Genomic DNA, 25,508 nt, shown 5'->3' on the forward strand with positions numbered 1-25,508 from the left:
GGGTGTGTTGCGGATCTTGGTGCGCGTTCTGCTGGCCCTGGTGTTGTTGCTGTCCGCTTGGTTCCCGGCGGCTCCAGCCTGGGCGGACTTTGGAAGTAACACCAACCACAGTTTTGTCTCTGCGGCGGTGAAACGGGTTGGGCCGGCGGTCGTGCGGATCGACACCGAGAGGACCGTCCCACGGATTGGTCTGGACCCTTCCTTTAGTGACCCGCTCCTGCGGGAGATGTTTGGCGATCAGATCCCCAATAGCCGCGAGCGCGGGCAGGGATCCGGAATCGTGATTGATGGTCAGGGCATGGTTCTCACGAACGCCCACGTCGTGGATGGCGCTGACCGGGTTGAGGTGACGCTGGCCAGTGGTCAAGAGCTGGAGGGCTCGGTGCTCGGAATCGATCCCGTGACCGATCTGGCGGTGGTGCGCATTGCCAAAACCCAGGGGTTGAAGTCCGCGCCGCTGGGGGACTCCAGTGCCCTGGAGGTGGGGGATTGGGCCATCGCCTTAGGGACCCCCTATGGCTTGGAGCGCACCGTCACCCTGGGCATCGTCAGCAGCCTGCACCGCAACATCACCAGCCTGGGCTTCTCGGACAAGCGTCTGGAATTGATTCAGACCGATGCGGCGATCAATCCGGGCAATTCCGGAGGCCCACTGATTAATGCCAGCGGCGAGGTGATTGGGATCAACACCCTGGTGCGTTCGGGTCCGGGAGCCGGATTGGGTTTCGCGATCCCGATCAACCTGGCCAAGGGTGTTGCGGCCCAACTGAGCCAAGGGGACTCCGTGGTGCACCCCTACCTGGGCCTACAGCTAGTTCCCCTCAATCCGAGGCTGGCTCGCGACAACAACGCTGACCCCAATGCCCTGCTCCAACTGCCCGAGCGGGACGGGGCACTGGTGCAACGGGTGATCCCGGATAGCCCTGCCGAACGGGCTGGCTTGCGCCGGGGAGATCTGGTGGTCCAGGCGGCGGATCAAGAGGTCAGCGATCCCGGGGAGCTGCTGCGTTTGGTGGAGGCCTCCCAGGTTGGTGATGTCCTGGCGATCCGCGTGTTGCGGGGCGAGGAACAGATCGATCTCTCGATCCGGCCTGAGGCGCTGCCGCATTCCTGAGGCCTGAGCTACGGTCACTGGCCAGTGAAAACGGCGTGATGGCGGATCTGCAGGACCAGATGAAACAGGCGGTGGCGGCTGCAGCCACCGAGCAGATCCAAAGCGGAATGGTGGTGGGCTTGGGCTCCGGTTCAACCGCTGCCCTAATGATTCAGGCCCTCGGCGCCAAGCTCAAAAGCGGAGAGCTGCGGGACATCGTTGGGGTGACCACCTCCTTCCAAGGTGAGGTGCTTGCTGCCGAGCTGGGTATCCCGCTGCAGAGCCTGAATGCCGTGGATCGGATCGATCTGGCCATCGATGGCGCCGATGAGGTGGATCCTTCGTTCCAGTTGATCAAGGGCGGTGGCGCCTGCCACGTTCAGGAGAAGCTGGTGGCGGTTCGTGCCAAGCGCTTCGTGGTGGTGGTGGATTCCACCAAGCTCGTGGACACCCTCAACCTGGGCTTTCTGCTGCCCGTGGAGGTGATGCCCGGTGCCTGGCGTCAGGTCCAGGGCCAGCTCAAGGAGATGGGGGGTGACGCCCAGCTCCGTATGGCAGTCAAAAAGGCTGGTCCCGTCGTGACGGACCAGGGCAACCTCGTGCTGGACGTCAAGTTCAGCGGTGGCATCGGCGATCCCGTCAGCCTGGAGAAGGAGATCAACAACCTCCCCGGCGTTCTGGAGAACGGTCTGTTCGTGAACATCACCGACCAGGTGCTGGTGGGCGAGATCAACGACGGCGTTGCCGGCGTCCGGGATCTGGTCAAGCGCTGAGCGCTTAGGCCAGGCGCCGGCGAACGGACTCTGCGTGGCTGTGGAGCCCCTCGCTGTCAGCCAGGGTGCCAACGGCAGCGCCGGTGGCCTCCAGGGCTTGCCGGTTGAAGTGAATCAAGCTGGTGTGGCGCATGAAGGTCTCCACGCACAGCGCTCCGGCGAATCGGGCCGTACCCGAGGTCGGCAGGGTGTGGTTTGGGCCGGCCAGGTAATCGCCAACTGCCTCCGGGGTCCAGGCCCCCATGAAGATCGCCCCGGCCTGTTGGATCTGTTCGGCCAGGGGCTCAGGCTGCTCGACCTGCAGTTCCAGGTGTTCGGGGGCAAAGCGATCACTGAGCTGTGCCGCCTCATCCAGGTCTGAGCAGACCACGATCAAGCCCCAGTCGTTGAGGGCCTGACGGGTGATGGCGGCACGGGGGTGTCCCTCCAGTTGCTGCTCAATCGCGGCGGGGATGGCCCGTGCCAGTTCCTCGCTGGTGGTCAGAAGGATTGCTGCAGCGAGGGGGTCGTGCTCCGCCTGCGCCAGGAGATCGGCCGCGACGTGGTCAGGGTTGGCGCTGGCATCGGCGATCACCAGCACTTCACTGGGGCCAGCTAGTGAGTCAATGGCGACCCGGCCGTAGACCGCTTTTTTGGCCAGGGTCACATAGAGGTTGCCTGGACCGCTGATGACATCCACCCTGGGGATGGATTCCGTGCCGTAGGCCAGGGCTCCCACGGCCTGGGCACCTCCGACCCGATAGATCTCATCGATTCCCGCTAGGTGGGCTGCCGCCAGCACGGTGCTGTTGATGCGGCCGTCGGGTCCGGGAGGAGTCACCATGACCACCCGCTTGACCCCCGCAACCTTGGCGGGCACCGCATTCATCAAGACGGTGCTGGGGTAGCTGGCGCGGCCCCCTGGGACATAGAGACCAGCCCGCTCCACCGGGCGCCAGCGGCGGCCCAGCCGCTCTCCGTGCTCTCCGGTGATGGCCAGGTCCTTGGGCAGTTGGCGCTGGTGGAAGTCCAGGATCCGGCGGTGGGCCAGGGCCAGGGCCTCCTGCAGCTCAGGGGAGGTGGAGGCCCAGGCCGCTTCGATTTCCTCCTTGGGAACGCGCAAAGGATCCGGGCGGACCCCATCAAAACGCTCGGTCAGTTCAAAGAGGGCGGCATCGCCCTGCTGTTGCACCTGCTCGAGGATTCCCTCAACCCGTTGGGCGACCTCTCGGCTTTGGCCGCTACCGGTGCGCTCGGCGATGGCCTCGAGCCGTTGACCGGCCTGCTCGGCATCGCGCAGCAGCTCGATCTGCAGCGGTGCGATCGACTCGGCACGGCTTGGAGGGGAGCTGGCGGTCACGAAACCGTGGTGCGGCGGTGATTGTTCAAGCTAGTTGCTCAGCCTTTTGGGAGGGTCGCAAGCCAGGGGGTAAGCTTGTCGACTGCCGAATCAGCGCCTTTTCCGTCTGTGGCCAATAACAAGTCGTCGAAGAAACGCATTGAGGTTGCCGAGCGCAATCGTCTGCACAACCGCACCTACAAGTCTGCGGTCCGCACCCTGATGAAGCGTTGCTTCGCCGCTTGCACCGCCTACAGCCAGGAGCCCGGCGATGCAGCCAAGCAGGCTGTCCAGTCGAGCCTGAGCGCTGCCTTCAGCAAGATCGACAAGGCCGTCAAGGTCGGCGTGCTGCACCGCAACAACGGTGCCCACCAGAAATCTCGCCTGAGCGCTGCTGTTAAGAGCGCCATCGAGCCCGCAGCGAAGGCCTGATTTTTTAGGTTGGATCCAGGTGAACCTTGGATCCATGGCAGCTGCCGTCGCTCTCGAGAGCCTTCCGGCTCCTTTGATTGACAGCCACTGCCACATCGTCTTTCGAAATTTCGACGAAGACTTGGAGGAGGTTGCTCAACGCTGGCGTGATGCCGGTGTGGGGCGCCTCCTTCACGCATGTGTCGAGCCTTCTGAGATTCCGGCGATTCGAGCGCTGGCCGATCGCTTCCCCGAGCTTCGCTACTCCGTTGGCGTTCATCCTCTGGATCCGGAGCATTGGGCTTCCAACACGCAGCAGGTGTTGCGCGAGGCGGCTCAAGCTGACCCCAGGGTCGTGGCGATCGGCGAGCTCGGTTTGGATCTGTTCCGCGACAACAATCTCGAGCAACAGCTGGCGATGCTCCGGCCCCAGCTGGACCTGGCGGTGGAGCTGGATCTGCCCGTGATCATTCACTGCCGCGATGCCGCTGAACCGATGCTTGCCGAGTTGCGCGAGCGTGCTGAGCGGGGTGCCTGCCCTAAGGGCGTGATGCACTGCTGGAGCGGCACTCCCGAGGAAATGCAGGGGTTCCTCGAGTTGGGGCTCTACATCAGCTTTAGCGGCAATGTGACCTTCCCGAAGGCCACCGACACCCATGCCTGCGCCCAAGCGGTTCCCGCGGATCGATATCTCGTGGAGACCGACTGCCCGTTCTTGGCGCCCGTGCCGCGACGGGGCAAGCGCAACGAGCCTTCCTATGTGATGGCTGTGGCGGAGCGAGTGGCAGTCCTGCGCCAGGAGCCGCTGCAGACCGTCGCCTTACAGAGCACCCGCAACGCCTGTGCACTGTTTGGACCCGCTCTTCACAATGTATGATGTTTCATTGGCCTGGCAGCGAGTCGTGATTTATCCGTGCTCGTTGCAGCCCGAAAGCGCTCGCCAGGGATCTGGTGAGTTAGCCCATGACCAGTGGTGCGTTGTCTTTCCGGTGCGAGTTGTCGTTCCCTGCGGTGTTCAAGCGATCTGAATAGGCGCCCCAGCTGGCCAGTCGCTCCCGAGAGGGACGGCTGGCTCTGTCGTCTGTGTGGTGATGTCGCGCTGACATCCCCCTTCGTCTTGATCTCCGCCTGGTTCTGAAACTGCTGTCCAGGCCCTCCGTTCCGTTTCACCCGTTCCTGCAGGTTCACCGCATGAGCAGCGCGATTCAGGTCGCCAAGACCGCCACTTACCTCCCCGACCTGGTGGAGGTGCAGCGCGCGAGCTTCAAATGGTTTCTGGAGAAGGGCCTGATCGAGGAGCTGGAGAGCTTCTCCCCGATCACCGACTACACCGGCAAGCTTGAGCTGCACTTCATCGGTAGCGAGTACCGCCTGAAGCGCCCTCGCCACGACGTGGAAGAGGCCAAGCGCCGTGACGCGACCTTCGCGTCCCAGATGTATGTGACCTGCCGCCTGGTCAACAAGGAGACCGGCGAAATCAAGGAGCAGGAAGTGTTCATCGGGGAACTGCCCCTGATGACCGAGCGCGGCACGTTCATCATCAACGGCGCCGAGCGCGTGATCGTGAACCAGATCGTGCGTTCACCCGGCGTCTATTTCAAAGACGAGCAGGACAAGAACGGCCGTAAGACCTTTAACGCCAGCCTGATCCCCAACCGTGGCGCCTGGCTGAAGTTTGAAACCGACAAGAACGACCTGCTGCACGTTCGCGTCGACAAGACCCGCAAGATCAACGCCCACGTGTTGATGCGGGCCATCGGCCTGTCCGACAACGATGTCCTCGACAAGCTGCGCCACCCCGAGTACTACCAAAAGTCCATCGAGGCGGCGAACGACGAAGGCATCGCTTCAGAAGACCAGGCTCTGCTTGAGCTCTACAAGAAGCTGCGTCCGGGTGAACCCCCCTCGGTGAGCGGTGGTCAGACCCTGCTGCACAGCCGCTTCTTTGATCCCAAGCGCTACGACCTCGGCCGGGTTGGTCGCTACAAGATCAACAAGAAGCTGCGCCTGACCATCCCCGATGCGACGCGCACCCTCACCCCTGAGGACGTCCTCAGCACGATCGATTACCTGATCAACCTTGAGCTCGATGTGGGTGGCGCCACCCTCGATGACATCGACCACCTCGGTAACCGCCGCGTTCGCTCCGTGGGCGAATTGCTGCAGAACCAGGTCCGCGTTGGTCTGAACCGCCTCGAGCGGATCATTAAAGAGCGGATGACCGTTGGTGAGACCGAGAGTCTGACCCCGGCCCAGCTGGTGAACCCCAAGCCCCTGGTGGCTGCGATCAAGGAGTTCTTCGGCTCCAGCCAGCTGAGCCAGTTCATGGATCAGACGAATCCCCTGGCTGAGCTCACCCACAAGCGCCGCATCAGCGCCCTGGGCCCAGGCGGTCTGACCCGCGAGCGCGCTGGCTTTGCCGTGCGCGACATCCACCCTTCCCACTACGGCCGGATTTGCCCGATCGAGACCCCTGAAGGCCCGAATGCCGGTCTGATTGGCTCCTTGGCCACCCACGCCCGGGTGAACGAGTACGGCTTCATCGAGACCCCGTTCTGGAAGGTGGAGGACGGCATCGTCCTCAAGCAGGGTGACCCCCTCTACCTCTCGGCGGATCTCGAGGACGAGTGCCGTGTGGCTCCTGGCGACGTCGCCACCGACGCCGATGGCCGGATCAAGGCCGACCTGGTTCCCGTGCGCTACCGCCAGGACTTTGAGACCGTGCCCCCCGAGCAGGTCGACTACGTGCAGCTCTCACCGGTTCAGGTGATCTCGGTTGCAACCTCGCTGATCCCTTTCCTCGAGCACGACGACGCCAACCGGGCCCTGATGGGTTCGAACATGCAACGTCAGGCTGTGCCTCTGCTGCGCCCTGAGCGTCCCCTGGTCGGCACCGGTCTGGAGACCCAGGTCGCCCGTGACTCGGGCATGGTCCCCATCACCACCGTCAACGGCACGGTCAGCTTTGTCGATGCCACCGCGATCGTCATTCGCGATGAAGAGGGCAACGACCACACCCACTACCTCCAGAAGTACCAGCGCTCCAACCAGGACACCTGCCTCAACCATCGTCCGATCGTCAAACTTGGCGATCAGGTGATCGCCGGTCAGGTCCTGGCCAACGGTTCGGCCTGTGAGGGTGGTGAAATCGCCCTGGGTCAGAACGTTCTGATCGCCTACATGCCCTGGGAGGGCTACAACTACGAGGACGCGATTCTCGTTTCCGAGCGCCTGGTGCGCGACGACCTCTACACCTCGGTGCACATCGAGAAGTACGAGATCGAAGCCCGTCAGACCAAGCTTGGACCTGAGGAGATCACCCGCGAGATCCCCAACGTTGCCGAGGAGAGCCTGGGCAACCTGGACGAGATGGGCATCATCCGCATTGGTGCCTATGTCGAAAGCGGCGACATCCTGGTCGGCAAGGTGACCCCCAAGGGTGAGTCGGACCAGCCCCCGGAAGAGAAGCTGCTGCGCGCGATCTTCGGTGAGAAGGCCCGCGATGTCCGCGACAACTCCCTGCGCGTTCCCAGCACCGAGCGTGGCCGTGTGGTCGACGTCCGGATCTATACCCGCGAGCAGGGCGATGAGCTGCCGCCCGGCGCAAACATGGTGGTTCGGGTCTACGTGGCCCAGCGCCGCAAGATCCAGGTCGGCGACAAGATGGCCGGCCGCCACGGCAACAAGGGCATCATCAGCCGCATCCTTCCCCTGGAGGACATGCCCTATCTGCCCGACGGCACCCCGATCGACATCGTGCTCAACCCCCTGGGTGTGCCGAGCCGGATGAACGTCGGACAGGTCTTCGAGTGCTTGATGGGCTGGGCTGCATCCCACCTGGATTGCCGCGTCAAGGTGGTGCCCTTCGACGAAATGCACGGTCCTGAGACCTCGAAGAACACCGTTCAGGCCTATCTCGAGGCGGCCAAGTCCCAGCCCGGTAAGGACTGGGTCTACAACCCTGACAACCCCGGCAAGATCCAGTTGATCGATGGCCGGACCGGCGAGGCCTTTGACCAGCCCGTGACCGTGGGCTACGCCCACATCCTCAAGCTGGTTCACCTGGTGGACGACAAGATCCACGCTCGCTCCACGGGTCCCTACTCCCTGGTCACCCAGCAGCCCCTGGGTGGTAAGGCCCAGCAGGGCGGCCAGCGTCTGGGTGAGATGGAGGTCTGGGCTCTCGAGGCCTACGGCGCCGCCTACACCCTGCAGGAACTGCTCACCGTCAAGTCCGACGACATGCAGGGCCGCAACGAGGCGCTCAACGCCATCGTCAAGGGCAAGCCGATTCCCCGTCCTGGCACCCCCGAGTCCTTCAAGGTGCTGATGCGCGAGCTTCAGTCCCTGGGTCTCGACATCGCGGTCTACACCGATGCGGGTGAGGAAGTCGACCTCATGCAGGACGTGAATCCTCGCCGCAGCACCCCCAACCGACCCACCTACGAATCCCTCGGCGTCGCGGATTACGACGACGACTGATTGCTGATCAACTCGGCCCACCCTTTGGGGTGACCGTCAGATCCCTTCTTCCTTCCGATCTCCGCGCGCTCTTAGGTCATGACCAACAGCAATCTCCGCACCGAAAACCACTTCGATTACGTCAAGATCACGCTCGCCTCTCCCGAGCGGGTCATGCAGTGGGGGCAGCGCACGCTGCCTAACGGTCAGGTGGTGGGCGAGGTCACCAAGCCCGAAACCATCAACTACCGCACCCTGAAGCCCGAAATGGACGGGCTCTTCTGCGAGAAGATCTTTGGCCCCTCCAAAGACTGGGAATGCCACTGCGGTAAATACAAGCGGGTGCGCCACCGCGGCATCGTCTGCGAGCGCTGCGGTGTGGAGGTCACGGAAAGCCGGGTGCGCCGTCACCGGATGGGCTTCATCAAGCTCGCCGCTCCGGTGTCCCACGTTTGGTACCTGAAGGGCATTCCCAGCTACGTGGCCATCCTGCTGGACATGCCCCTGCGGGATGTTGAGCAGATTGTTTATTTCAACTGCTATGTGGTGCTCGACCAGGGCGACCACAAGGATCTGACCTACAAGCAGCTGCTCACCGAAGACGAGTGGCTGGAGATCGAAGACGAGATCTACGCCGAAGATTCGGAGATCGAGAACGAGCCCACCGTTGGTATCGGCGCTGAGGCTCTCAAGCAGCTGCTCGAAGACCTGGATCTTCCGGTCGTTGCTGAACAGCTCCGCGAAGAGATCGCTGGCTCGAAAGGTCAGAAGCGCGCCAAGTTGATCAAGCGCCTGCGCGTGATCGACAACTTCATCGCCACCGGTGCCCGTCCTGAGTGGATGGTTCTGGACGTGATTCCGGTGATTCCCCCCGACCTGCGCCCGATGGTGCAGCTCGATGGTGGCCGTTTCGCAACCTCTGACCTCAACGATCTCTACCGCCGTGTGATCAACCGGAACAACCGGTTGGCGCGTCTGCAGGAAATCCTTGCCCCTGAAATCATCGTCCGCAACGAGAAGCGGATGCTGCAGGAGGCGGTTGACGCCCTGATCGATAACGGCCGTCGCGGTCGCACCGTGGTGGGTGCCAACAACCGTCCGCTCAAATCACTGAGCGACATCATTGAGGGCAAGCAGGGCCGCTTCCGTCAGAACCTGCTCGGTAAGCGCGTCGACTACTCCGGTCGTTCCGTGATCGTGGTGGGTCCGAAGCTGAAGATGCACCAGTGCGGTCTGCCCAAGGAGATGGCGATCGAGCTGTTCCAACCCTTCGTCATTCACCGTCTGATTCGTCAGAACATCGTCAACAACATCAAGGCCGCGAAGAAGCTGATTCAGCGCGCCGACGATGAAGTGATGCAGGTGCTGCAGGAGGTGATCGACGGTCACCCGATCATGCTGAACCGAGCACCAACCCTGCACCGTCTCGGCATTCAGGCCTTTGAGCCGAAGCTGGTTGATGGCCGTGCCATTCAGCTGCACCCCCTGGTTTGCCCGGCCTTCAACGCTGACTTTGACGGTGACCAGATGGCCGTCCACGTGCCCCTGGCCATCGAGGCACAGACCGAAGCCCGCATGTTGATGCTGGCCAGCAACAACATCCTTTCTCCGGCAACGGGCGATCCGATCATCACGCCGTCCCAGGACATGGTGTTGGGTGCCTACTACCTCACCGCCGAGCAACCGGCGGGCATCAAGCCTGAGTTCGGTGACCGCAGCCGCACCTTCGCCGGTCTGCGTGACGTGCTCAATGCTTTTGAAGACAAGCACCTGACCATGCACGACTGGGTCTGGGTGCGCTTCAACGGTGAAGTCGATACCGAAGGCGAAGCCAAGGAGCCTGTCCAGCAGGAGACCCTCAGTGATGGGACTCGGATTGAACAGTGGAGGTTCCGTCGTGATCGTCTCGATGAGGACGGTGCTCTGATCAGCCGTTATCTGTTGACCACCGTCGGACGCGTGGTGATGAACAGCACGATCATCGATGCGGTGGCAGCCGCCTGAGATCCCGGACGTTTTCAACCCCTAACTCCCTTTCTTCGCGCGCAGCCATGACCGCCACCCCCTCCAAAAAGACCAGCAAAAAGTCCAGTAAGAAGTCCGCAAAGGCTGAGGCTCCAGCACCCGCAAACGCTCCCTTGAGCAAGGCGGCTCCGACGTTCCGTAACCGGACGATCGATAAGAAGCAGCTGCGCAACTTGATGGCGTGGGCCTACAAGAACCACGGCACCGCGGCGACGGCTTCCCTGGCCGATGAGCTGAAGGATCTGGGCTTCCATTACGCCACCCAGGCCGCCGTCTCCATCTCCGTGGATGACCTGCGGATCCCCGGTGAAAAGGCTCGTCTGCTGGAAGAAGCAGAGCAGCAGATCACCGATACCGAGGAGCGCTATCGCCTGGGTGAAATCACCGAGGTGGAACGGCACACCAAGGTGATCGACACCTGGACTGAAACCAACGAGCGTCTGGTTGAAGAAGTCAAGAAGAACTTCAACGAGAACGACCCGCTGAACTCGGTCTGGATGATGGCCAACTCCGGGGCCCGGGGAAACATGTCCCAGGTGCGTCAGCTGGTGGGCATGCGCGGCCTGATGGCCAACCCCCAAGGGGAAATTATTGACCTTCCGATCCGGACCAACTTCCGCGAAGGCCTGACGGTTACTGAGTACGTCATCTCCTCCTACGGCGCCCGTAAGGGTCTGGTGGATACGGCACTGCGTACCGCCGACTCCGGTTACCTGACCCGTCGTCTGGTGGACGTCGCCCAGGACGTGATCGTTCGCGAGGACGACTGCGGCACCACCCGCGGTATTCCCATCAACGCTGATGACAGGGGCCGTTACGCCGCCAAACTCGTCGGCCGTCTTGCTGCTGAACCCGTTCTGGACGGCGAAGGCAATCTGATTGTCGACCGCGATGGTGAGATCGATGCCGTCATCACCGCCCAGATCGAAGCCGCCGGCGTTCAGACCGTGGTGGTTCGTTCACCGCTGACCTGCGAAGCCGCCCGTTCGGTTTGCCGCAAGTGCTACGGCTGGGCCCTGGCCCACAACCAACTGGTTGACCTGGGCGAAGCCGTCGGCATCGTCGCCGCCCAGTCCATCGGTGAGCCCGGTACCCAGCTCACCATGCGGACCTTCCACACCGGTGGTGTGTCCACCGCAGAAACGGGTGTGGTTCGCTCGCAAATCGCGGGCACGATCGAGTTTGGAGCCAAGGCGCGCGTGCGCCCCTTCCGCACCCCCCACGGTGTGGAGGCTCAGATCGCAGAGAACGATTTCCCCCTGACCCTGAAGCCCAGCGGCAGCGGCAAGGCCCAGAAGCTCTCGATCACCGCCGGTTCCCTGCTGTTCGTCACCGATGCCGCTGAGGTGCCGGCCGACATGATGCTGGCTCAGATCTCTTCTGGCTCCTCCGTCAAGAAGAGCGTTGAGAAGGCCACCAAAGACGTCATCTGTGACCTGGCTGGCCAGGTGCGCTACGAGGACGCTATCCAGCCCAAGGAAGTCACCGATCGCCAGGGCAACAGCACCTTCAAGGCCCAGCGTCTTGGCCGGATGTGGGTCTACAGCGGCGATGTCTACAACCTGCCGCCCAACGCCCAGCCCGTGATCGCTGGCAACACCAAGGTCACCACTGGCGAGGTTCTGGCTGAGAGCCGTCTTGTCAGTGAGTACGGCGGTGCCGTGCGCCTGCGCGAGAGCGCTGGCGACTCCCGTGAGGTCCAGATCGTCACCACCAGCCTCACCCTGAAGGACTGCAAGCTGCTGGGTGAATCCACCCATGCTGGTGAGCTCTGGCACCTGGAGGGTAAGGACAACATCCGCTATCGCCTCAACACCCACCCAGGCACCAAGATCGGTAACGGTGAGGTGATCGCGGAACTCGCCGATGATCGCTTCCGCACCCAGACCGGGGGCATCGTCAAGTTCGCCCCTGGCCTGGCCATCAAGAAAGCCCGTAGCGCCAAGAACGGCTACGAGGTCAACAAGGGCGGCACCCTGCTCTGGATCCCCCAGGAGACCCACGAGATCAACAAGGACATCTCCCTGTTGATGATCGAAGACGGTCAGTGGATTGAAGCCGGCACCGAGGTGGTGAAGGACATCTTCAGCCAGACCGCGGGCATCGTCACCGTCACCCAGAAGAACGACATTCTTCGCGAGATCATCGTTCGCTCCGGCCAGCTGCACCACGTCTCCGACGCCAAGGTCGTGGCTCGCTACAGCGACGGCAAGATGGTCAACCCCGGCGAGGAGATCGCCAAGGGTCTCAAGGCCGAGGCCATGGTCTTCGTTGAAGCCGTCGAGACCTCCGAGGGCGGCGCCCTGCTGCTGCGTCCCGTTGAGGAGTACCGCATCCCCGATGAGGCTCACCTGCCTGATCTCGGTAGCGTCACCCAGAAGAACGGTCCAAGCCTGGGCCTCAAGGCCACCCAGCGTTTGGCCTTCAAGGACGGCGAGCTGATCAAGAGCGTTGAGGGCGTCGAACTGCTGCGCACGCAGCTGATCCTCGAAACCTTTGACACCACCCCTCAAATGACGGTGGATGTCGAGGCTGTTCCCGACAAGCGCGCCAAGACCATCGAGCGCCTCCAGCTCGTGATCCTTGAGAGCCTGCTGGTTCGTCGCGACACCCTGTCTGACGCCAGCCACGGTTCCACCCATACCGACCTCTCCGTCAATGACGGCGACAGCGTCAAGGCCGGTGATGTGGTCGCAACCACCCAAATCCTCTGCAAGGAAGACGGTGTGGTGCAGGTCCCCGATGTGATCGATGGTGAGCCTGTGCGCCGTCTGATCGTTGAGCGCGCAAGCGACACCCGCAGCATTGACCTGGGCTCTGCGAAGTCTGAGGTCAAGCCCGGTCAACGCTTCGTCGATGGCGATCTCCTGGCCAAGGGCGTTCCGGCCCCCTGTTGCGGTCAGGTCCAGTCCGTGGATGGCAACACCCTCACCATCCGCTTGGGCCGTCCTTACATGGTCTCGCCCGATTCCGTCCTGCACGTTCGCGATGGCGAACTGGTGCAGCGCGGTGACTCCCTGGCCCTGCTGGTGTTCGAGCGCCAGAAGACCGGTGACATCGTGCAGGGTCTGCCTCGTATTGAGGAACTGCTCGAGGCCCGCCGTCCGCGGGAATCGGCTGTGCTCTGCCGCAAGGCCGGCACCGTTGAGATCAAGCAGGGCGACGACGACGACTCCGTCACCGTGACGGTCATCGAAGGCGATGACTCCATCACTGAGTACCCGATCCTCCTGGGCCGGAACGTGATGGTCAGCGACAGCCAGCAAGTCACCGCCGGTGAGCTGCTGACCGACGGTCCGATCAACCCCCACGAGCTGCTGGAGTGCTTCTTCGAAGATCTGCGCAGCCGCAAGCCGACCCTGGAAGCGGCCATGGAGGCGATCTCCAAGCTCCAGTTCCGCCTGGTGCAGGAAGTCCAGAACGTCTACAAGTCCCAGGGCGTGACCATCGACGACAAGCACATCGAGGTGATTGTTCGTCAGATGACCAGCAAGGTCCGGATCGAGGACGCCGGCGACACCACCCTGCTGCCCGGTGAGCTGATCGAACTGCGTCAGGTGGAGCAGGTCAACAGCGCCATGGCCATCACTGGTGGTGCTCCCTCTGAGTTCACTCCGGTGCTGCTCGGCATCACCAAGGCCTCCCTCAACACCGACAGCTTCATCTCCGCGGCCTCCTTCCAGGAGACCACCCGCGTGCTGACCGAAGCCGCCATCGAGGGCAAGAGCGACTGGCTGCGCGGCCTCAAGGAGAACGTGATCATTGGTCGCCTGATCCCTGCAGGTACCGGCTTCAGCGGCTTCGAAGAGGAGCTCCGCGCTGAGGCGGGTCCCCATCCCGACATCCTTGATGAGGATGCGATGAACTACCGCCGTTTGCAGAACCTGCGCCCGGATTACACCGTTGATATGCCCGCAGCTCCCTCTGCCGCCAATGCCGGCGCGATCCTCGACGATCCCTCCGATGCCGACCTGGATGCCACCCGCACCCGCCACGGCATCGAGGCCAGCGCCAGCACCACCGCAGCTTTCACCCGCCCCACGGTGGAAGAGGGACTGGAGGAGGAGCTGATCGCCGACCCGGAGGCCGTTCAGGGTCTCCAAAATGAGGGTCTGTTGGCCGACGAGTCATGATCCAGCCCAAGCTCGTTCCCCAGCGTCGTTTGCCGCGCTACGGCTTCCACACCCATACCGAACGACTGAACGGTCGTGTCGCAATGCTGGGCTTCATCGCCCTGCTGGCGGTGGAGTACAAGCTGGGGCATGCGCTCTTGGCTTGGGGTTGATGCCCCAGGCCAGTCCGCCACTGGACGAGGCCCGTCCCCTACTGGGGATGGGCCTCTCTGCTTTGGAGCAGTGGGCCAAGCAGCACGGGCAGGCCGCCTTCCGCGGCCGTCAACTCCATGACTGGCTCTATGCCAAGGGGGCGCGCTCCCTGGATCAGGTCTCGGTCTTGCCCAAGGCCTTCCGCGAGGAGCTCGCAGCCCAACCCCCAGCCGCTGCGTTCGACTGGATGGGACGCTCGCGGGAACTGCACCGCAGCATCGCCAGTGACGGCACCACCAAGTTGCTGCTGGGGACCCACGATCAGCTCAGCATTGAGACGGTCGGGATCCCGGCGGAAGGTCGCCTGACGGTCTGCGTCAGCAGCCAGGTGGGCTGCCCGATGGCCTGCCGTTTTTGCGCCACCGGCAAGGGGGGCCTGCAACGCTCCCTGGCGGTGCACGAAATCGTGGATCAGGTGCTGAGTGTGCGTGAGGTCATGGACCAACGCCCCAGTCATGTGGTCTTCATGGGGATGGGTGAACCGCTCCTGAACGTGGAGTCGGTGCTCGCGGCCATTGATTGCCTTTGCACGGATCTGGGCATGGCCCAGCGTCAGATCACGGTCAGCACCGTCGGGGTTCCGCGCACCTTGCCGCGACTGGCGGAGTTGGCCCTCGAGCGCCTGGGCCGTGCCCAATTCACCCTGGCGGTGAGTTTGCACGCCCCGGATCAGCGGCTTCGCGAGGAGCTGATCCCCACCGCCCATGCCTACCCGATTGAGGCGTTGCTCGAGGACTGCCGCCGGTACGTGGAGATCACCGGCCGCCGAGTCAGTTTCGAGTACATCCTGCTGGGGGGGCTAAATGATCAGCCGCGCCATGCGGCGGCGCTGGCTCAGTTACTGCGGGGCTTCCAAAGCCACGTGAACCTGATTCCCTACAACCCGATCCAGGAAGAGGAGTTCCAGCGCCCCACCCCCCAGGCCGTCGAGGCCTTCCGCCGCGGGCTAATGGACCGGCACGTGGCCGTGAGTGTTCGCGCCAGCCGCGGTTTGGACGCGGATGCGGCCTGTGGTCAGCTGCGCCGCCGCCTCGAAGGAAGCCTGGAGCCCGCGTAGCCGTTGCTGCTGAACTGAGGGAGACTGCCCTCCAGTGAAGGGCGGCCATGACCAGCATCGATTGGGCGATCGTCATCGCCTATCTGGTGGTAAGCCTCGTCGTTGGCCTCTGGCTGGCCCGCCGCAATCGCAGCGAGGAGGACTACTTCGTTGCGGGTCGTCAGCTCAAGGGTTGGCTGGCCGGGGCCTCGATGGCGGCCACCACCTTCTCGATCGATACGCCCCTCTATGTGGCGGGTCTGGTGGGCGTGCGCGGCCTCGCTGGCAACTGGGAGTGGTGGAGCTTTGGTGTGGCCCATGTCGCCATGGCGGTGGTCTTTGCTCCGCTCTGGAGACGTAGCGGCGTCCTGACCGATGCGGCCCTGACGGAGTTGCGTTACGGCGGGCCCACGGCCGCTTGGTTGCGGGGCATCAAGGCCTTTTTGTTTGCCCTGCCGATCAACTGCATCGGCCTGGGCTATGCCTTCTTGGCCATGGCCAAGGTGAGTGAGGCCCTGGGCTTGGCGCCCACGCCCCAGGCCAGGGTCACCCTGCTGGCCATCGTTGGCCTGCTGGTTTTGGTCTACACCGCGGCTGGCGGCCTCTGGGCTGTGGTCGTCACGGACATGCTTCAGCTGGTGCTGGCTCTGCTGGGGGCGATCGCTGTCTCGGTGGCAGCGGTCCATGCCGCGGGCGGGATGGATGCCCTGCTGGAGAGCATCCGCGGTCTCGAGCGGCCAGAGCTGTTGTCGTTGGTGCCCTGGCAGGTCGAGGGCGGACGGCTGCAGTGGCTGGATGGGGCAGGCATCTCCATTGCCACCTTCAGCTCCTACCTGGCGCTGCAGTGGTGGAGCTTCCGCCGAAGCGATGGTGGTGGCGAATTCATCCAGCGCCTGCTCGCCACCCGCGACGAGCGCGAAGCACGGACCGCTGGTTGGGTCTTCCTGGGCGTGAACTACGTCCTCCGCAGTTGGCCCTGGATTGTGGTGGCTTTGGCCGCGGTGGTCCTGCTGCCGGATCAGACCGACTGGGAGCAGAGCTACCCCCTGTTGGCGGTCCAACTGCTCCCCCCTGTGGCCTTGGGACTGGTCGTTGTTTCCCTGGTGGCCGCCTTCATGAGCACCGTCAGCACCTCGGTGAACTGGGGGGCCAGCTATCTCACCCATGACCTCTACCAGCGCTTTATTCGGCCTCAGGCCAAGGAGAAGGAGTTGCTCCTGGTCGGTCAGCTGGCGTCGGTGCTGCTGGTGGTCTTGGGGGTGATCACCTCCTTGATGAGCAGCAGTATCGGCACGGTCTTCCGGTTGGTGATTGCCATGGGGACCGGGCCCGGGGTCGTTCTTGTCCTGCGCTGGTTCTGGTGGCGCGTCAATGCCGCTGCTGAGCTGGCGGCCCTACTCGGCGGCTTCCTGATTGGCTTCTCCACCTCCGTGGTGCCCCTGTTGCGGATCGATGACTACGGCGTGCGCCTCTTGGTGACCACCCTGCTGACGGCTGGGCTCTGGTTGCTGGCGATGTTGGCGACCCCGCCGGAGTCGCCCGAGGTGCTCGAGCGCTTTGTCCGTCAGGTCCGCCCCCCGGGTCCCGGCTGGACCCGCTGGCGCCAGCGGACGGCCGTGCAGGCCGACGAGACGCTCCCAGGCCTGTTGCTCTTGTTGCTGGCTGGCTGCGCCCTGCTGTTTGGTGCCCTGCTTGGCATCGGTGGCTTCCTTTTGAAGCTGCAGCTTTGGGGATGGGGTGGTCTGGTCTTGGCGGTGGTCGGGGGCCTGTTGCTGCGCCGCGGCAGCGGTCGCGTGCCGGCGGAGGGATGATGGCCTGATCGCTTAGGCCCAACCGTGCAATTTCTCCGCTCCACCCTGCTCCCCGCCGCGATCGTGTTGCTCTTTGGTTTGGCCCTGTTTGCGGTGAGTGCTCGCATCTGGCTGCCCGGCGATATGGCAGCCCCCGCGCCGGTGGGTTGAGTCCGGGACTCGGCCACCACGGCCCTTACGATCCTCCGCATGACTGGCCCTTATCCCGAGTCTTCGCAGAGCCCGGCTGAACTGGCCCTGGACCCGGAGATGTTGGCCCGGGAGCTGGCCCAAGAGCTGCTCGGTGACCCCCTTGATGAGCTCGACTCGGCTGAGCTGGCCGCCGCCGATGTCGCAGCGGAGTGCGACCTGGGCTTGGCCTGGCTCGATGGCAGCCATGAGGAGCGCATGCAGGGACTGCGGATCTTCTGCGAGTACCGCGATCCCCGTGCCCCGGCCAAGCTGCTGCCCCTGCTGGAGGCCAGCTGCCCGATCATTCGCATGAGCGCGGTCTATGCCCTGGGGCGGAACCCGGACCTCCAGGCGCTGACGCCGCTCCTGCAGCTGCTGCAAAACGACAGCAATGGCTATGTGCGTAAGGCCGTCGCCTGGAGCCTGAGCAGCTATCCCGATGCTCCGGTCATGAATCCCTTGATCCGGGCCCTGGAAACCGATATCGCAGCGGTCAGGCTCTGGGCCGCGAGCTCCTTGGCCGATGCCGGGGCGACGGGCCTGGCGAAGGCTGATCAGGCCGCTGGTCAGCTGCTCTTGGCCCTCAAGATCGACAGCGAGCCCGTGGTTCGCAGCAACAGCGCCTGGTCCCTGGGCCGCCTCTATGCGGATCTGGTGGAACCCCGCCAGAAGGAGGTGGTGGACTCCCTGCTCAACGCCATGCTCAACGACGCGGATTTGGCCGTGCGCGATGAGGCTCGCCTGGCCCTGGAGCAGCTGGAGAGTCCGGAGATCCTCGAGCGCCTGCAGACCCTGGTGGATGAGGGACTGCTGGCATAGGGCGCCGCTCCACTCAGCAACCGGCTCTCGCGGCTAGCATCGCGTGACACCGCCCGTGTCTCGGGATGGCCCAGCAAACGATCCGCTTTCGCATTCGGCCTGACGGTCGCGTCGAAGAGGTCGTTGAGGGCATCACCGGCCACGGCTGCGAGCAGCTCACCGAGCGGATCGAGGAGAAGTTGGGCGTTGTTCAACAACGCCAGCCCACCTCTGAAGCCTTCCAGGGCCAAACCACCACAGTTCAGCCCGAGCAGACTCTTTCGTCCCAGGTCTCCTGATGTCGCACTTCAGCACCGTCAAAACAGAACTGCGCGATCGCTCCGCTCTGATTGATGCCCTGAAAGATCTGGGTCACTCCCCCATGGAGGGCGAGTGCCAGGTGCGTGGATACCGGGGCCAGACCGTGACCGCTGAGCTGTCCATCCCCACCGAGGGTGCCGGCGATCTGGGCTTCCGTTGGAATGCCGCCTCTGGCAGCTACGAGCTGGTGACCGATCTCGATCTCTGGAGTCAGCCGATCCCCGTCGAGCGCTTCCTCTCCAAGCTCACCCAGCGCTATGCCCTGCGCAGCATCCTGGCGGCCTCGGCCCAGGAAGGCTTCCAGGTGGCGGAAGAGCGCCAAGAGCAGGACGGCACGATTGAGCTCGTCGTGACCCGCTGGGACGGCTAGGCCCTCGGCGTGGGGATTGATCCCTCCGTTGCCTTCTCGGCACCAGCGGCCCCGGCCACCGAGCGCAGCGGTCTCGAGCCCGTACTCGGAGGAGCGCTGCGCCAGAAGGCGGTCTGGGTGGATGAGGCCGTCTGCATCGGCTGCCGCTACTGCGCCCACGTGGCTGGCAACACCTTTGTGGTGGAAGCCGACTGGGGCCGCTCGCGGGCCATCCGTCAGGACGGCGACAGCACCGAGACGATTCAAGAAGCCATCGACACCTGCCCGGTCGATTGCATCCACTGGGTGAGTTACGAGGAGCTGCCCGAGCTCCAAGAACAAACCCGTTACCAGGAACTCCAGCCCCTGGGTTTGCCGACGCCGGTTCGCTCCCGGCGCACCTTCCCGAGGCGGGAGCCCCATTGATGCTGCCCACACGGCGCTTTGGCCGCACCGAGCTGGCAATGCCGCTTCTCTCCCTCGGCGGGATGCGCTTTCAGCAGAGCTGGTCTGACCTGCCGCCGGATCGCATCACGGCTGAGAGCCAGGACAACCTGCGGGCCACGCTGGCAGCGGCCGTGCAGCACGGCTTTCACCACGTCGAGACGGCCCGGCACTACGGCAGTTCCGAGCGGCAGCTGGGTTGGTTGCTACCCCAGGTTCCCGATCCCCAGAGGATTCTGCAGACCAAGGTCCCTCCCCAAGACAATGCCCAGGCCTTCGAGGCAGAGCTCCAGCTGAGCTTCGATCGCTTGGCGGTCGATCGGGTGGACTGCCTGGCGATCCACGGCATCAACCTGCCGGAGCATCTTCAGGCCACCCTCAAGCCAGGGGGCTGCATGGAGGTGGCCCGGCGCTGGCAGCAGGACGGCCGCATCGGCTGCGTGGGCTTCTCAACCCATGGCCCGCTGGAGCTGATCGAGGCGGCCATTGCCAGCGATGCCTTCGACTACGTCAACCTCCACTGGTATTACATCCGCCAGGACAACGGCCCCGCCATTGCGGCGGCCCGCGCCCGGGACATGGGGGTGTTTGTGATCAGTCCCACCGACAAGGGGGGGCATCTCCATAGCCCGTCAGAGCGGCTGCTGGAACTCTGCGCTCCGCTGCATCCGATCGTCTTCAACGATCTGTTCTGCCTGAGTCACCCCGGGATTCAGACCATCAGTGTCGGAGCCTCAGGGCCGCAGGACTTGGCCTTGCATCTGGAGGCCGTCGCCTTGCTTCCCCAGGCCGCTGAGCTGTTGCCTCCGATTGTGAGTCGTCTCGAGGGGGCACGGCTCTCCGCCCTCGGCGATGCCTGGCTGGGCAGTTGGCAGCAGGGGCTGCCCAGATGGCAGGACACCCCTGGACAGATCAACCTGCCCACCCTTCTCTGGCTGCACAACCTCCTGGAGGCATGGGATCTCCAGAGTTATGCCAAGGCCCGCTATGGCCTGCTGGGTGCGGCGAGCCATTGGTTCCCTGGTGCCAATGCCGACGCCTTGGACGAGAGCGTGAGCGAGGCCGAGCTCAAGGCGGTGCTTCAGGCCAGTCCCTGGGTTGAGCAGATCCCCGGCATCCTGCGCCGCCTGCGGGAGCGTGTGGGGGGCACCCCCAGCAAGCGCCTGATGCAGGAGGACTAACTCCCCAGCGGGAATTTGCTGGGAAGTCCCACGGCCCGGGGGTAGGTCTTCGGGCAGGGTTCCTTGGGCTGCAGCACGATCGCGGTGCGTTGCCCCCGCTCCCCCGGCAGCTCCTGTTGACGGCAGGACAGGATCTGGGCCTTGAGCTGCGTGGCCGCCTTCTCCAGTTGGGCTTGGTCCTCCCCGCCCCACTGCCCGCGGTAGAGCAGGGCTTCGCCACCCGGGGCGAGCAGGGGCACGAGATACTCCGCCACCACCGGTGCGGCGGCCACGGCGCGGGCCATGGCCAGGTCGAATTGGCCGCGGCAGCGTTTTTGCCGCCCGGTGAGTTCAATGCGCTCGCAGCGCAGCTCCACGCGCTCCCCCAACCCCAGGCTCTGGGCCATCGCCTCAACGGCCTGGGTTTTGCGCCCCACGGAATCCACCAGGGTCAGCTGCGCCTGGGGGAAGGCAATGGCGACGGCCAGCCCCGGGAAGCCCCCCCCGGTGCCGACATCGATGCAGCGCAGGGCGGCTTCGGGGTTCGCCTGCAACTGCGGCACCAGGGGCCAAAGGCTGTCGAAGATCTGGGCGATCCAGAAGTCATCGCCCTCCACCAAGCGGGTCAGGTTGACCCGGCTATTCCACTGGCGCAGCTCCTCCTGGAGTTGGAGGAAGCGCTGGAGCTGATCGTCGCTGGGTCTCCAGTGCAAGGCCTCCCATAGTGCGTCTGCTGGCGCTGGCATCCCCTGGGCTGATCTCGTCACACTCTCTAGGATCCTCCCCAACCGGTGTCCTGCGTTGGCGGCTGCCAATCACTACGAACTGCTGGAGGTGCCCAGTGAGGCCTCCAGTCAGGAGTTGAGGCAGGCCTTTCGCAGCCTGAGCAAGCGCTACCACCCGGACACCACCGACTTGCCCGAGGCCGAGGCCCGGGAGGCCTTTCGCCTTCTCCAGCAGGCCTACCTCACCCTCAGCGATCCTGAGCGCCGGCGCAGCTACGACGCGACCCTGCAGGCTCCGCTGCCCCCTCGGCCACTACGGACCGCACCGAAACCAGTTCCGGTGCGTCGCGCCCTCTCCGGTGGTGAGTGGTTCGCGCTGCTGCTGCTGGCCGTGGCGGTTGCCTTCAGCCTGGTGTTGGGGGTCGGCCTGGCTTGGTCCCGCGGCGCCGAATTCCTCAAGCCCCCCAGCTGGCTGGAGGCCGGTGGGCAAACTGATGGGTCAAGCCCGCTGCTTGTGGATGTCGGATCTGCCGTCGCCTCAGACCCCGCTGTACAACCACCCGCTGCCGGTTCTTGAGCGTTGGCTCGCTGAGCTCGGCGGCATCCAGCGCGGCCACCACTCCTGTGAATGGGACCTGACCACCGTCGCCTGGAGCGCCGAGATGGTCTTGGGTTCAGAAGAACTGACGGTGCGCTGGGGGCAGGGTGTGGGCTCAGTCGAGCGCCACTTTCCCTACGGCCTCACCCGCGCGGACGTGCAGGCTGCGATCCTGGCGGGCCCCTAAAGCTGGCGCTTGCAGACCTCGCTCTGCTCTTCGTTGAGCGTGGAGAACGGGCCACAGTTCACCCAGCGCACGAACGAGAGTTCGATGTCGGTGAACAGCACCAGGATCCCAGCGCAGAGGGCTGTGACAGCAGCGATGACCGCGACTGAGGAGGGTTTCATGGGCGGCTCGTGACCCCCTTGAGCTTATGAACGAGATCCAAGGCCTGCCACTGCTGTTGCAGGCTGACGGCATCGAGGCTCGGGAGCGGCGGCAGACAGCCCAGCACCGGAACCCCTGAGATGCTCTCGAGGGTGCTCGCATTGTTGGGATGGGGCTCCCCGTTCAGCAGGATCCCAAGCAGCGGCAGATGGCGGCTGCGCAGGGCCTCGATCGAGAGCAGGGTGTGGTTCAAGGTGCCAAGTCCCGAGCGGGCCACCAGCAGCACCGGCAGGTTCCAGCGTTGCAACTGCTCAATCTGCAACCAGTCCAGGCGTAGGGGCACGAGCAGCCCACCGGCGGTCTCCACCACCAGGGGACCCTCCACGGCCGGGAGGCAGAGGTGCTCGCAGTCAATCGGGGGCTGATCCCCAGGTTCCAGTTCGGCGGCCCAATGGGGCGAGACCGGAGCGGCGAAGCGATAGGCCTCAGGCAGGACCCGCGCGTCCGGGAGGCCGAGCCAGCGCTGCACCCGCTCACGATCCCCTTCTCCGTTCTCCAGCCCGCACTGCACCGGTTTCCAGTAGTAGGCCTTCAGGCCCTGCACCACTAGGGCGCTGACCACGGTTTTGCCGACATCGGTGTCGGTGCCGCAGATCACTAGGCGTTGGTTGGCACCAACCGGTGTGTCTGTCATCGCTTCTGTCCCAGGAGCACCAGCACCTCCCAAACGATCGCCTGCTGCGGGCCCGGCCAGGCCCGCAGCAGGCGGCGGAGTTGTCCCGCATTGAGCTTGGGACTGCGGCTGGCCTGGGCGCCGATCGCCTTGATCTGTTGCAGGAACCAGAGACCGCCCCGGTTCGGACGGCTGAACCGCAGCACCTGAGCGTGATGCAACTGCAGCCGGTGCTGGGCGCAGTCGATCAGCCGTTGGGCGCAAGGGAGCTCTAGGGCGGTGCAGGGCACCCCTGCCTGGGCTGCGGCCTGGTGCCAGAGCGGGAAGCTGCCGGAGGTGGGGACCCCCAGGATCAGCCAGCCTCCAGGTTGGAGTTGCTCACACCAGTTCCCCAGCTGCTGTTCGGGTCGCTCCAGCCATTGCAGGGCGAAGCTCGAGGCCAGGGCCGCCGGTTGCTGCAGGCTCGCCGGCAGGCCCTGATTGAGATCCCAGTGGATCAGCGCAGCGTTCTCACCAGCGCCCTGCTCGAGGAGGGCGCTGCAGGCGTCGATCCGTAGCCAGGGGCCTTGGCCGAGGGCCGCCTCCAGGGAGCGACTCAGCAGCCCACTGCCTGCCCCCAGATCAGCCAGGGGACCGGGGGGGAATCGCACCCCCTGGCGGGCAGTGAGGCCGGCGAGCCGTTGGGCGACAGCGGCCTGAAGGCGCGCCCGGCTGGGGTACAGGCGGGCCCCCTCGCTGAAGCAGCCGCGGACGGCCTCGCTAAAACCCTCTGCCGGCGGTTCAGGCCTGGACATCGGCAATCCAATCGAGCACGGCGTCCGGCAAGGCCGGATCGATCAGGGAGTGCCCCAGGTCGTCGCGTGTCCAGACCGTGGCCTGGGGCAGGGCTTGCTGCAGTTCCAGGCGACTCCTGGCCGTCACGATCTGGTCCTGGCCAGCCTGGACCAGCAGCACGGGGATTCCGCTGGGGAAGCCCGCCGGGAGACCGCTGGTGGCCCCCAGGTGCTCGAGGTCCTCGAGCAGTCGTTCCCGGCCCGCATCGCTGATTCCCTGTTCCAGGGGGCCAGCGGGCAGCAGCGACCTGGATTGCGGTGCAGCGGCTTGCCGCAGGAAGTCCCGCAGTTGCTCCTGCTCCTCTCCGAGCTTGATCCTGCGCCCCATGGCCCGCAGGGCCGCACTGATGGCCCGCCCCTCTCGGCCTTCCGGGACAAAGCGGGTGAAGCTCGCCAGCAGTACAGCCGCTGTGGCTCCCTGCCAGAGGTCCTCGTTCAGCAGGTGCGGGCCGAAGGAATGGGCCAGGACAACGCGCCGCTGGGCGCTGGTCTCCCAGCGGGGTTCCAGGGGGGATTCCTGGCCATAGCCCCGTTCTCCGCAGTCCATGGACCAACCCCGCGCCGCAGCGCCCTCCGCCCAGGGAGCCCAGCTGCGGTGGTCCCCAGCCCAGCCATGCATGCCGATGAGCTGGATCGCGCTCATGGTTCCCCCAGGGCCTCAATCAAACGGGCCAAAGTCCCGCCGGGGCAATCGTGCCGAAGCACGAGCCGCAGCCGTGCCGTTCCCACAGGGACGGTCGGGGGCCGGATCGCCACGCTCAGCAGTCCTGCCTGCTCCAGTTGCTGCTGCAGTGCCAAGGCGCGGTGATCGTCCCCCACCAGCAGCGGCAGGATCGGCCCGCTCCCGCAGGGCCTCGGCCAGCCCGCTGCCTCGAGGGCGTCACGCCAGCGCTGGGACCGCTGCAATAGGGCCAGGCGCTCGGGTTCCCGCTCCTGAATCGCAGTAAGACCGGCGGCGGCCGCCGCCACGAGCGGTGGCGCCAGGGCCGTGCTGTAGCGGAACGGACCGGAGTGCTGCAGCAACCAGTCCCCCACCGTGGCATTCCCCGCCAGAAAGGCTCCGCCACTGCCAAAGGCCTTGCCGAAGGTGCCGCTGATCAGGCTGATGTCCTGGATGCGGTAGCCCAGGCCTCGGCCCCCCTCCCCCAGCACCCCAAGGGCGTGGGCCTCATCCAGCAGCAGGGCCGCGCCATGGCCGCGGCAGAGCTCGGCTAAGGCGGCGACATCGGGGGAGCTGCCCTCCATCGAAAACAGGCTTTCACTGAGCACCAGCAGCCGGCGTTGGGGGGCGTCGCGGCGGGCGCGTTGCAGCTGCGCCTCCAGGTCACTGAGGTCGTTGTGCTGAAAGCGCCGCAGCTTGGCCCCCGTCGCTTGGATCCCCACCAGCAGCGAGTGGTGAATCAACCGATCGGCCAGTACCCAGGTGTGCCGGTCCGCCAGGGCCTGAACCGCAGCAATGTTCGCCTGAAATCCGCTGGGGTAGAGCAGGACCCGCTCGCGCCCCAGCCAGGTGCCCAGGGCCCGCTCGAGGGTCCCGTGCAGGGGACGTGTTCCGCTGATCAGCCGAGAGGCCCCAGCCCCCACCCCTTCGCTCTGGATGGCTTCAGTCGCTGCACGCTGGAGGGCCGGATCGCGGCTCAGCCCCAGGTAGTCGTTGCTGGCGAGATCCAGCAGGGGAGATCCCTCTGCGACAAAGGCGGCCTGGCCCGCCGGCTGCAGGCTGCGCAGACGGCGGCGGCGTTCCGGAGCCAGGGCGGCCAGATCGGCGGCCAGGGGTGCCAATGGATCGGCTGCCTCCATCGCCCCAGCTGCGCCCTCGGGTGGATGCCCTCAGTTTGCCCGTTTGGCTGGAGCC

General features: G+C 64.8%; 25 protein-coding genes. 18 read left to right on the forward strand and 7 right to left on the reverse strand.

Going from position 1 to position 25,508, the window contains the following annotated elements; translation table 11 throughout:
- The first annotated feature begins 19 nt into the window (after positions 1–19).
- Together LY254_RS10570 and rpiA are read left to right on the forward strand one after the other, a co-directional pair.
- Complete coding sequence (locus LY254_RS10570; protein ID WP_247477045.1) at positions 20–1,114, forward strand: trypsin-like peptidase domain-containing protein; 1,095 nt, start codon at positions 20–22, stop codon at positions 1,112–1,114.
- A 38-nt stretch (positions 1,115–1,152) separates the two neighbouring features.
- Entirely contained in the window at positions 1,153–1,866 is a 714-nt protein-coding gene (rpiA, locus tag LY254_RS10575; protein ID WP_010315237.1) for a ribose-5-phosphate isomerase RpiA, read from the forward strand.
- Between the two features lie 4 nt (positions 1,867–1,870).
- On the opposite strand, the gene hisD is transcribed toward rpiA, so the two are convergent.
- Complete coding sequence (gene hisD, locus LY254_RS10580; RefSeq protein WP_247477046.1) at positions 1,871–3,205, reverse strand: histidinol dehydrogenase; 1,335 nt, start codon at positions 3,203–3,205, stop codon at positions 1,871–1,873.
- A 108-nt stretch (positions 3,206–3,313) separates the two neighbouring features.
- On the opposite strand from hisD, the gene rpsT reads away from it, so the two are divergent.
- The 14 genes from rpsT (at position 3,314) to LY254_RS10645 (ending at position 20,517) form a co-directional block, all read left to right on the forward strand.
- Entirely contained in the window at positions 3,314–3,616 is a 303-nt protein-coding gene (gene rpsT, locus LY254_RS10585; RefSeq protein ID WP_010315240.1) for a 30S ribosomal protein S20, read from the forward strand.
- A 34-nt stretch (positions 3,617–3,650) separates the two neighbouring features.
- A complete protein-coding gene (locus tag LY254_RS10590; RefSeq protein ID WP_247477047.1) occupies positions 3,651–4,472 on the forward strand; it encodes a TatD family hydrolase in 822 nt (273 codons plus the stop codon).
- Positions 4,473–4,786: 314 nt separating this feature from the next.
- Positions 4,787–8,077 carry a DNA-directed RNA polymerase subunit beta gene (gene rpoB, locus LY254_RS10595; protein ID WP_247477049.1) on the forward strand — a complete coding sequence of 1,097 codons (3,291 nt, stop codon included), beginning with the start codon at positions 4,787–4,789 and terminating at the stop codon, positions 8,075–8,077.
- A gap of 78 nt (positions 8,078–8,155) precedes the next feature.
- Entirely contained in the window at positions 8,156–10,060 is a 1,905-nt protein-coding gene (locus LY254_RS10600; RefSeq protein ID WP_010315245.1) for a DNA-directed RNA polymerase subunit gamma, read from the forward strand.
- A gap of 47 nt (positions 10,061–10,107) precedes the next feature.
- Positions 10,108–14,214: a DNA-directed RNA polymerase subunit beta' gene (locus LY254_RS10605; RefSeq protein WP_247477051.1), complete on the forward strand. Its 4,107-nt coding sequence runs from the start codon at positions 10,108–10,110 to the stop codon at positions 14,212–14,214.
- Positions 14,211–14,366, forward strand: a complete 156-nt coding sequence (locus tag LY254_RS10610; protein WP_010315249.1) for a high light inducible protein — start codon at positions 14,211–14,213, stop codon at positions 14,364–14,366. Before LY254_RS10605 ends, LY254_RS10610 begins: the two co-directional genes overlap by 4 nt.
- Positions 14,366–15,463 carry a 23S rRNA (adenine(2503)-C(2))-methyltransferase RlmN gene (gene rlmN / locus LY254_RS10615; RefSeq protein ID WP_247477053.1) on the forward strand — a complete coding sequence of 366 codons (1,098 nt, stop codon included), beginning with the start codon at positions 14,366–14,368 and terminating at the stop codon, positions 15,461–15,463. The genes LY254_RS10610 and rlmN overlap by 1 nt, the downstream gene beginning before the upstream one ends.
- A 47-nt stretch (positions 15,464–15,510) precedes the next feature.
- Entirely contained in the window at positions 15,511–17,253 is a 1,743-nt protein-coding gene (locus tag LY254_RS10620) for a sodium:solute symporter family protein (RefSeq protein WP_247477055.1), read from the forward strand.
- Between the two features lie 24 nt (positions 17,254–17,277).
- On the forward strand, positions 17,278–17,403 hold the full coding sequence (locus LY254_RS12975) for a hypothetical protein (RefSeq protein WP_010315253.1): 126 nt from the start codon (positions 17,278–17,280) through the stop codon (positions 17,401–17,403).
- Between the two features lie 39 nt (positions 17,404–17,442).
- Positions 17,443–18,243: a HEAT repeat domain-containing protein gene (locus LY254_RS10625; protein ID WP_247477057.1), complete on the forward strand. Its 801-nt coding sequence runs from the start codon at positions 17,443–17,445 to the stop codon at positions 18,241–18,243.
- Between the two features lie 65 nt (positions 18,244–18,308).
- Positions 18,309–18,521: a DUF2997 domain-containing protein gene (locus tag LY254_RS10630; RefSeq protein ID WP_010315257.1), complete on the forward strand. Its 213-nt coding sequence runs from the start codon at positions 18,309–18,311 to the stop codon at positions 18,519–18,521.
- Positions 18,521–18,913: a DUF1257 domain-containing protein gene (locus LY254_RS10635; protein ID WP_247477059.1), complete on the forward strand. Its 393-nt coding sequence runs from the start codon at positions 18,521–18,523 to the stop codon at positions 18,911–18,913. The genes LY254_RS10630 and LY254_RS10635 overlap by 1 nt, the downstream gene beginning before the upstream one ends.
- 9 nt (positions 18,914–18,922) lie before the next feature.
- Positions 18,923–19,318: a ferredoxin gene (locus LY254_RS10640; protein WP_247477061.1), complete on the forward strand. Its 396-nt coding sequence runs from the start codon at positions 18,923–18,925 to the stop codon at positions 19,316–19,318.
- Positions 19,318–20,517, forward strand: coding sequence for an aldo/keto reductase (locus LY254_RS10645; protein WP_247477062.1), 1,200 nt, complete (start codon positions 19,318–19,320; stop codon positions 20,515–20,517). The genes LY254_RS10640 and LY254_RS10645 overlap by 1 nt, the downstream gene beginning before the upstream one ends.
- Here LY254_RS10645 and rsmG read toward each other — a convergent pair.
- Entirely contained in the window at positions 20,514–21,242 is a 729-nt protein-coding gene (gene rsmG / locus LY254_RS10650; protein ID WP_247477063.1) for a 16S rRNA (guanine(527)-N(7))-methyltransferase RsmG, read from the reverse strand. The two genes, LY254_RS10645 and rsmG, sit on opposite strands and share 4 nt — an antisense overlap.
- 55 nt (positions 21,243–21,297) lie before the next feature.
- Here rsmG and LY254_RS10655 point away from each other — a divergent pair, with 55 nt between their 5' ends.
- Together LY254_RS10655 and LY254_RS10660 are read left to right on the forward strand one after the other, a co-directional pair.
- The gene (locus LY254_RS10655) at positions 21,298–21,798 is read left to right on the forward strand and encodes a J domain-containing protein (RefSeq protein WP_247477064.1); all 501 of its coding nucleotides are present in this window, start codon (positions 21,298–21,300) and stop codon (positions 21,796–21,798) included.
- A complete protein-coding gene (locus LY254_RS10660) occupies positions 21,740–22,006 on the forward strand; it encodes a DUF3143 domain-containing protein (RefSeq protein WP_247477065.1) in 267 nt (88 codons plus the stop codon). Before LY254_RS10655 ends, LY254_RS10660 begins: the two co-directional genes overlap by 59 nt.
- Here the strand turns inward: LY254_RS10660 and LY254_RS10665 are convergent.
- The 5 genes from LY254_RS10665 to LY254_RS10685 are packed head-to-tail and all read right to left on the reverse strand — an operon-like array spanning position 22,003 to position 25,453.
- Positions 22,003–22,167, reverse strand: a complete 165-nt coding sequence (locus LY254_RS10665; RefSeq protein ID WP_010315271.1) for a hypothetical protein — start codon at positions 22,165–22,167, stop codon at positions 22,003–22,005. The genes LY254_RS10660 and LY254_RS10665 overlap by 4 nt on opposite strands.
- A complete protein-coding gene (gene bioD / locus LY254_RS10670) occupies positions 22,164–22,841 on the reverse strand; it encodes a dethiobiotin synthase (protein ID WP_247477066.1) in 678 nt (225 codons plus the stop codon). Before bioD ends, LY254_RS10665 begins: the two co-directional genes overlap by 4 nt.
- Positions 22,838–23,614, reverse strand: coding sequence for an SAM-dependent methyltransferase (locus LY254_RS10675; RefSeq protein ID WP_247477067.1), 777 nt, complete (start codon positions 23,612–23,614; stop codon positions 22,838–22,840). The genes bioD and LY254_RS10675 overlap by 4 nt, the downstream gene beginning before the upstream one ends.
- Entirely contained in the window at positions 23,601–24,296 is a 696-nt protein-coding gene (locus LY254_RS10680) for an alpha/beta hydrolase (protein ID WP_247477068.1), read from the reverse strand. Before LY254_RS10680 ends, LY254_RS10675 begins: the two co-directional genes overlap by 14 nt.
- Complete coding sequence (locus LY254_RS10685; protein WP_247477069.1) at positions 24,293–25,453, reverse strand: 8-amino-7-oxononanoate synthase; 1,161 nt, start codon at positions 25,451–25,453, stop codon at positions 24,293–24,295. Before LY254_RS10685 ends, LY254_RS10680 begins: the two co-directional genes overlap by 4 nt.
- Positions 25,454–25,508: the final 55 nt, after the last annotated feature.

The sequence above is a fragment of the Synechococcus sp. NB0720_010 genome, from assembly GCF_023078835.1.
Taxonomy (GTDB): Bacteria; Cyanobacteriota; Cyanobacteriia; order PCC-6307; family Cyanobiaceae; genus Vulcanococcus.

Coding starts and splice junctions, on each gene's coding strand:
- LY254_RS10635 (WP_247477059.1), top strand. CDS start 18,521: ATGTCGCACTTCAGCACCGTCAAAACAGAACTGCGCGATCGCTCCGCT.
- rpoB (WP_247477049.1), top strand. CDS start 4,787: ATGAGCAGCGCGATTCAGGTCGCCAAGACCGCCACTTACCTCCCCGAC.
- bioD (WP_247477066.1), bottom strand. CDS start 22,841: ATGACAGACACACCGGTTGGTGCCAACCAACGCCTAGTGATCTGCGGC.
- LY254_RS10675 (WP_247477067.1), bottom strand. CDS start 23,614: ATGTCCAGGCCTGAACCGCCGGCAGAGGGTTTTAGCGAGGCCGTCCGC.
- LY254_RS10645 (WP_247477062.1), top strand. CDS start 19,318: ATGCTGCCCACACGGCGCTTTGGCCGCACCGAGCTGGCAATGCCGCTT.
- LY254_RS10685 (WP_247477069.1), bottom strand. CDS start 25,453: ATGGAGGCAGCCGATCCATTGGCACCCCTGGCCGCCGATCTGGCCGCC.
- rlmN (WP_247477053.1), top strand. CDS start 14,366: ATGCCCCAGGCCAGTCCGCCACTGGACGAGGCCCGTCCCCTACTGGGG.
- LY254_RS10630 (WP_010315257.1), top strand. CDS start 18,309: ATGGCCCAGCAAACGATCCGCTTTCGCATTCGGCCTGACGGTCGCGTC.
- LY254_RS10590 (WP_247477047.1), top strand. CDS start 3,651: ATGGCAGCTGCCGTCGCTCTCGAGAGCCTTCCGGCTCCTTTGATTGAC.
- LY254_RS10665 (WP_010315271.1), bottom strand. CDS start 22,167: ATGAAACCCTCCTCAGTCGCGGTCATCGCTGCTGTCACAGCCCTCTGC.
- LY254_RS10620 (WP_247477055.1), top strand. CDS start 15,511: ATGACCAGCATCGATTGGGCGATCGTCATCGCCTATCTGGTGGTAAGC.
- rpiA (WP_010315237.1), top strand. CDS start 1,153: ATGGCGGATCTGCAGGACCAGATGAAACAGGCGGTGGCGGCTGCAGCC.
- LY254_RS10625 (WP_247477057.1), top strand. CDS start 17,443: ATGACTGGCCCTTATCCCGAGTCTTCGCAGAGCCCGGCTGAACTGGCC.
- LY254_RS10680 (WP_247477068.1), bottom strand. CDS start 24,296: ATGAGCGCGATCCAGCTCATCGGCATGCATGGCTGGGCTGGGGACCAC.
- LY254_RS10610 (WP_010315249.1), top strand. CDS start 14,211: ATGATCCAGCCCAAGCTCGTTCCCCAGCGTCGTTTGCCGCGCTACGGC.
- LY254_RS10605 (WP_247477051.1), top strand. CDS start 10,108: ATGACCGCCACCCCCTCCAAAAAGACCAGCAAAAAGTCCAGTAAGAAG.
- rsmG (WP_247477063.1), bottom strand. CDS start 21,242: ATGCCAGCGCCAGCAGACGCACTATGGGAGGCCTTGCACTGGAGACCC.
- LY254_RS10600 (WP_010315245.1), top strand. CDS start 8,156: ATGACCAACAGCAATCTCCGCACCGAAAACCACTTCGATTACGTCAAG.
- LY254_RS10660 (WP_247477065.1), top strand. CDS start 21,740: ATGTCGGATCTGCCGTCGCCTCAGACCCCGCTGTACAACCACCCGCTG.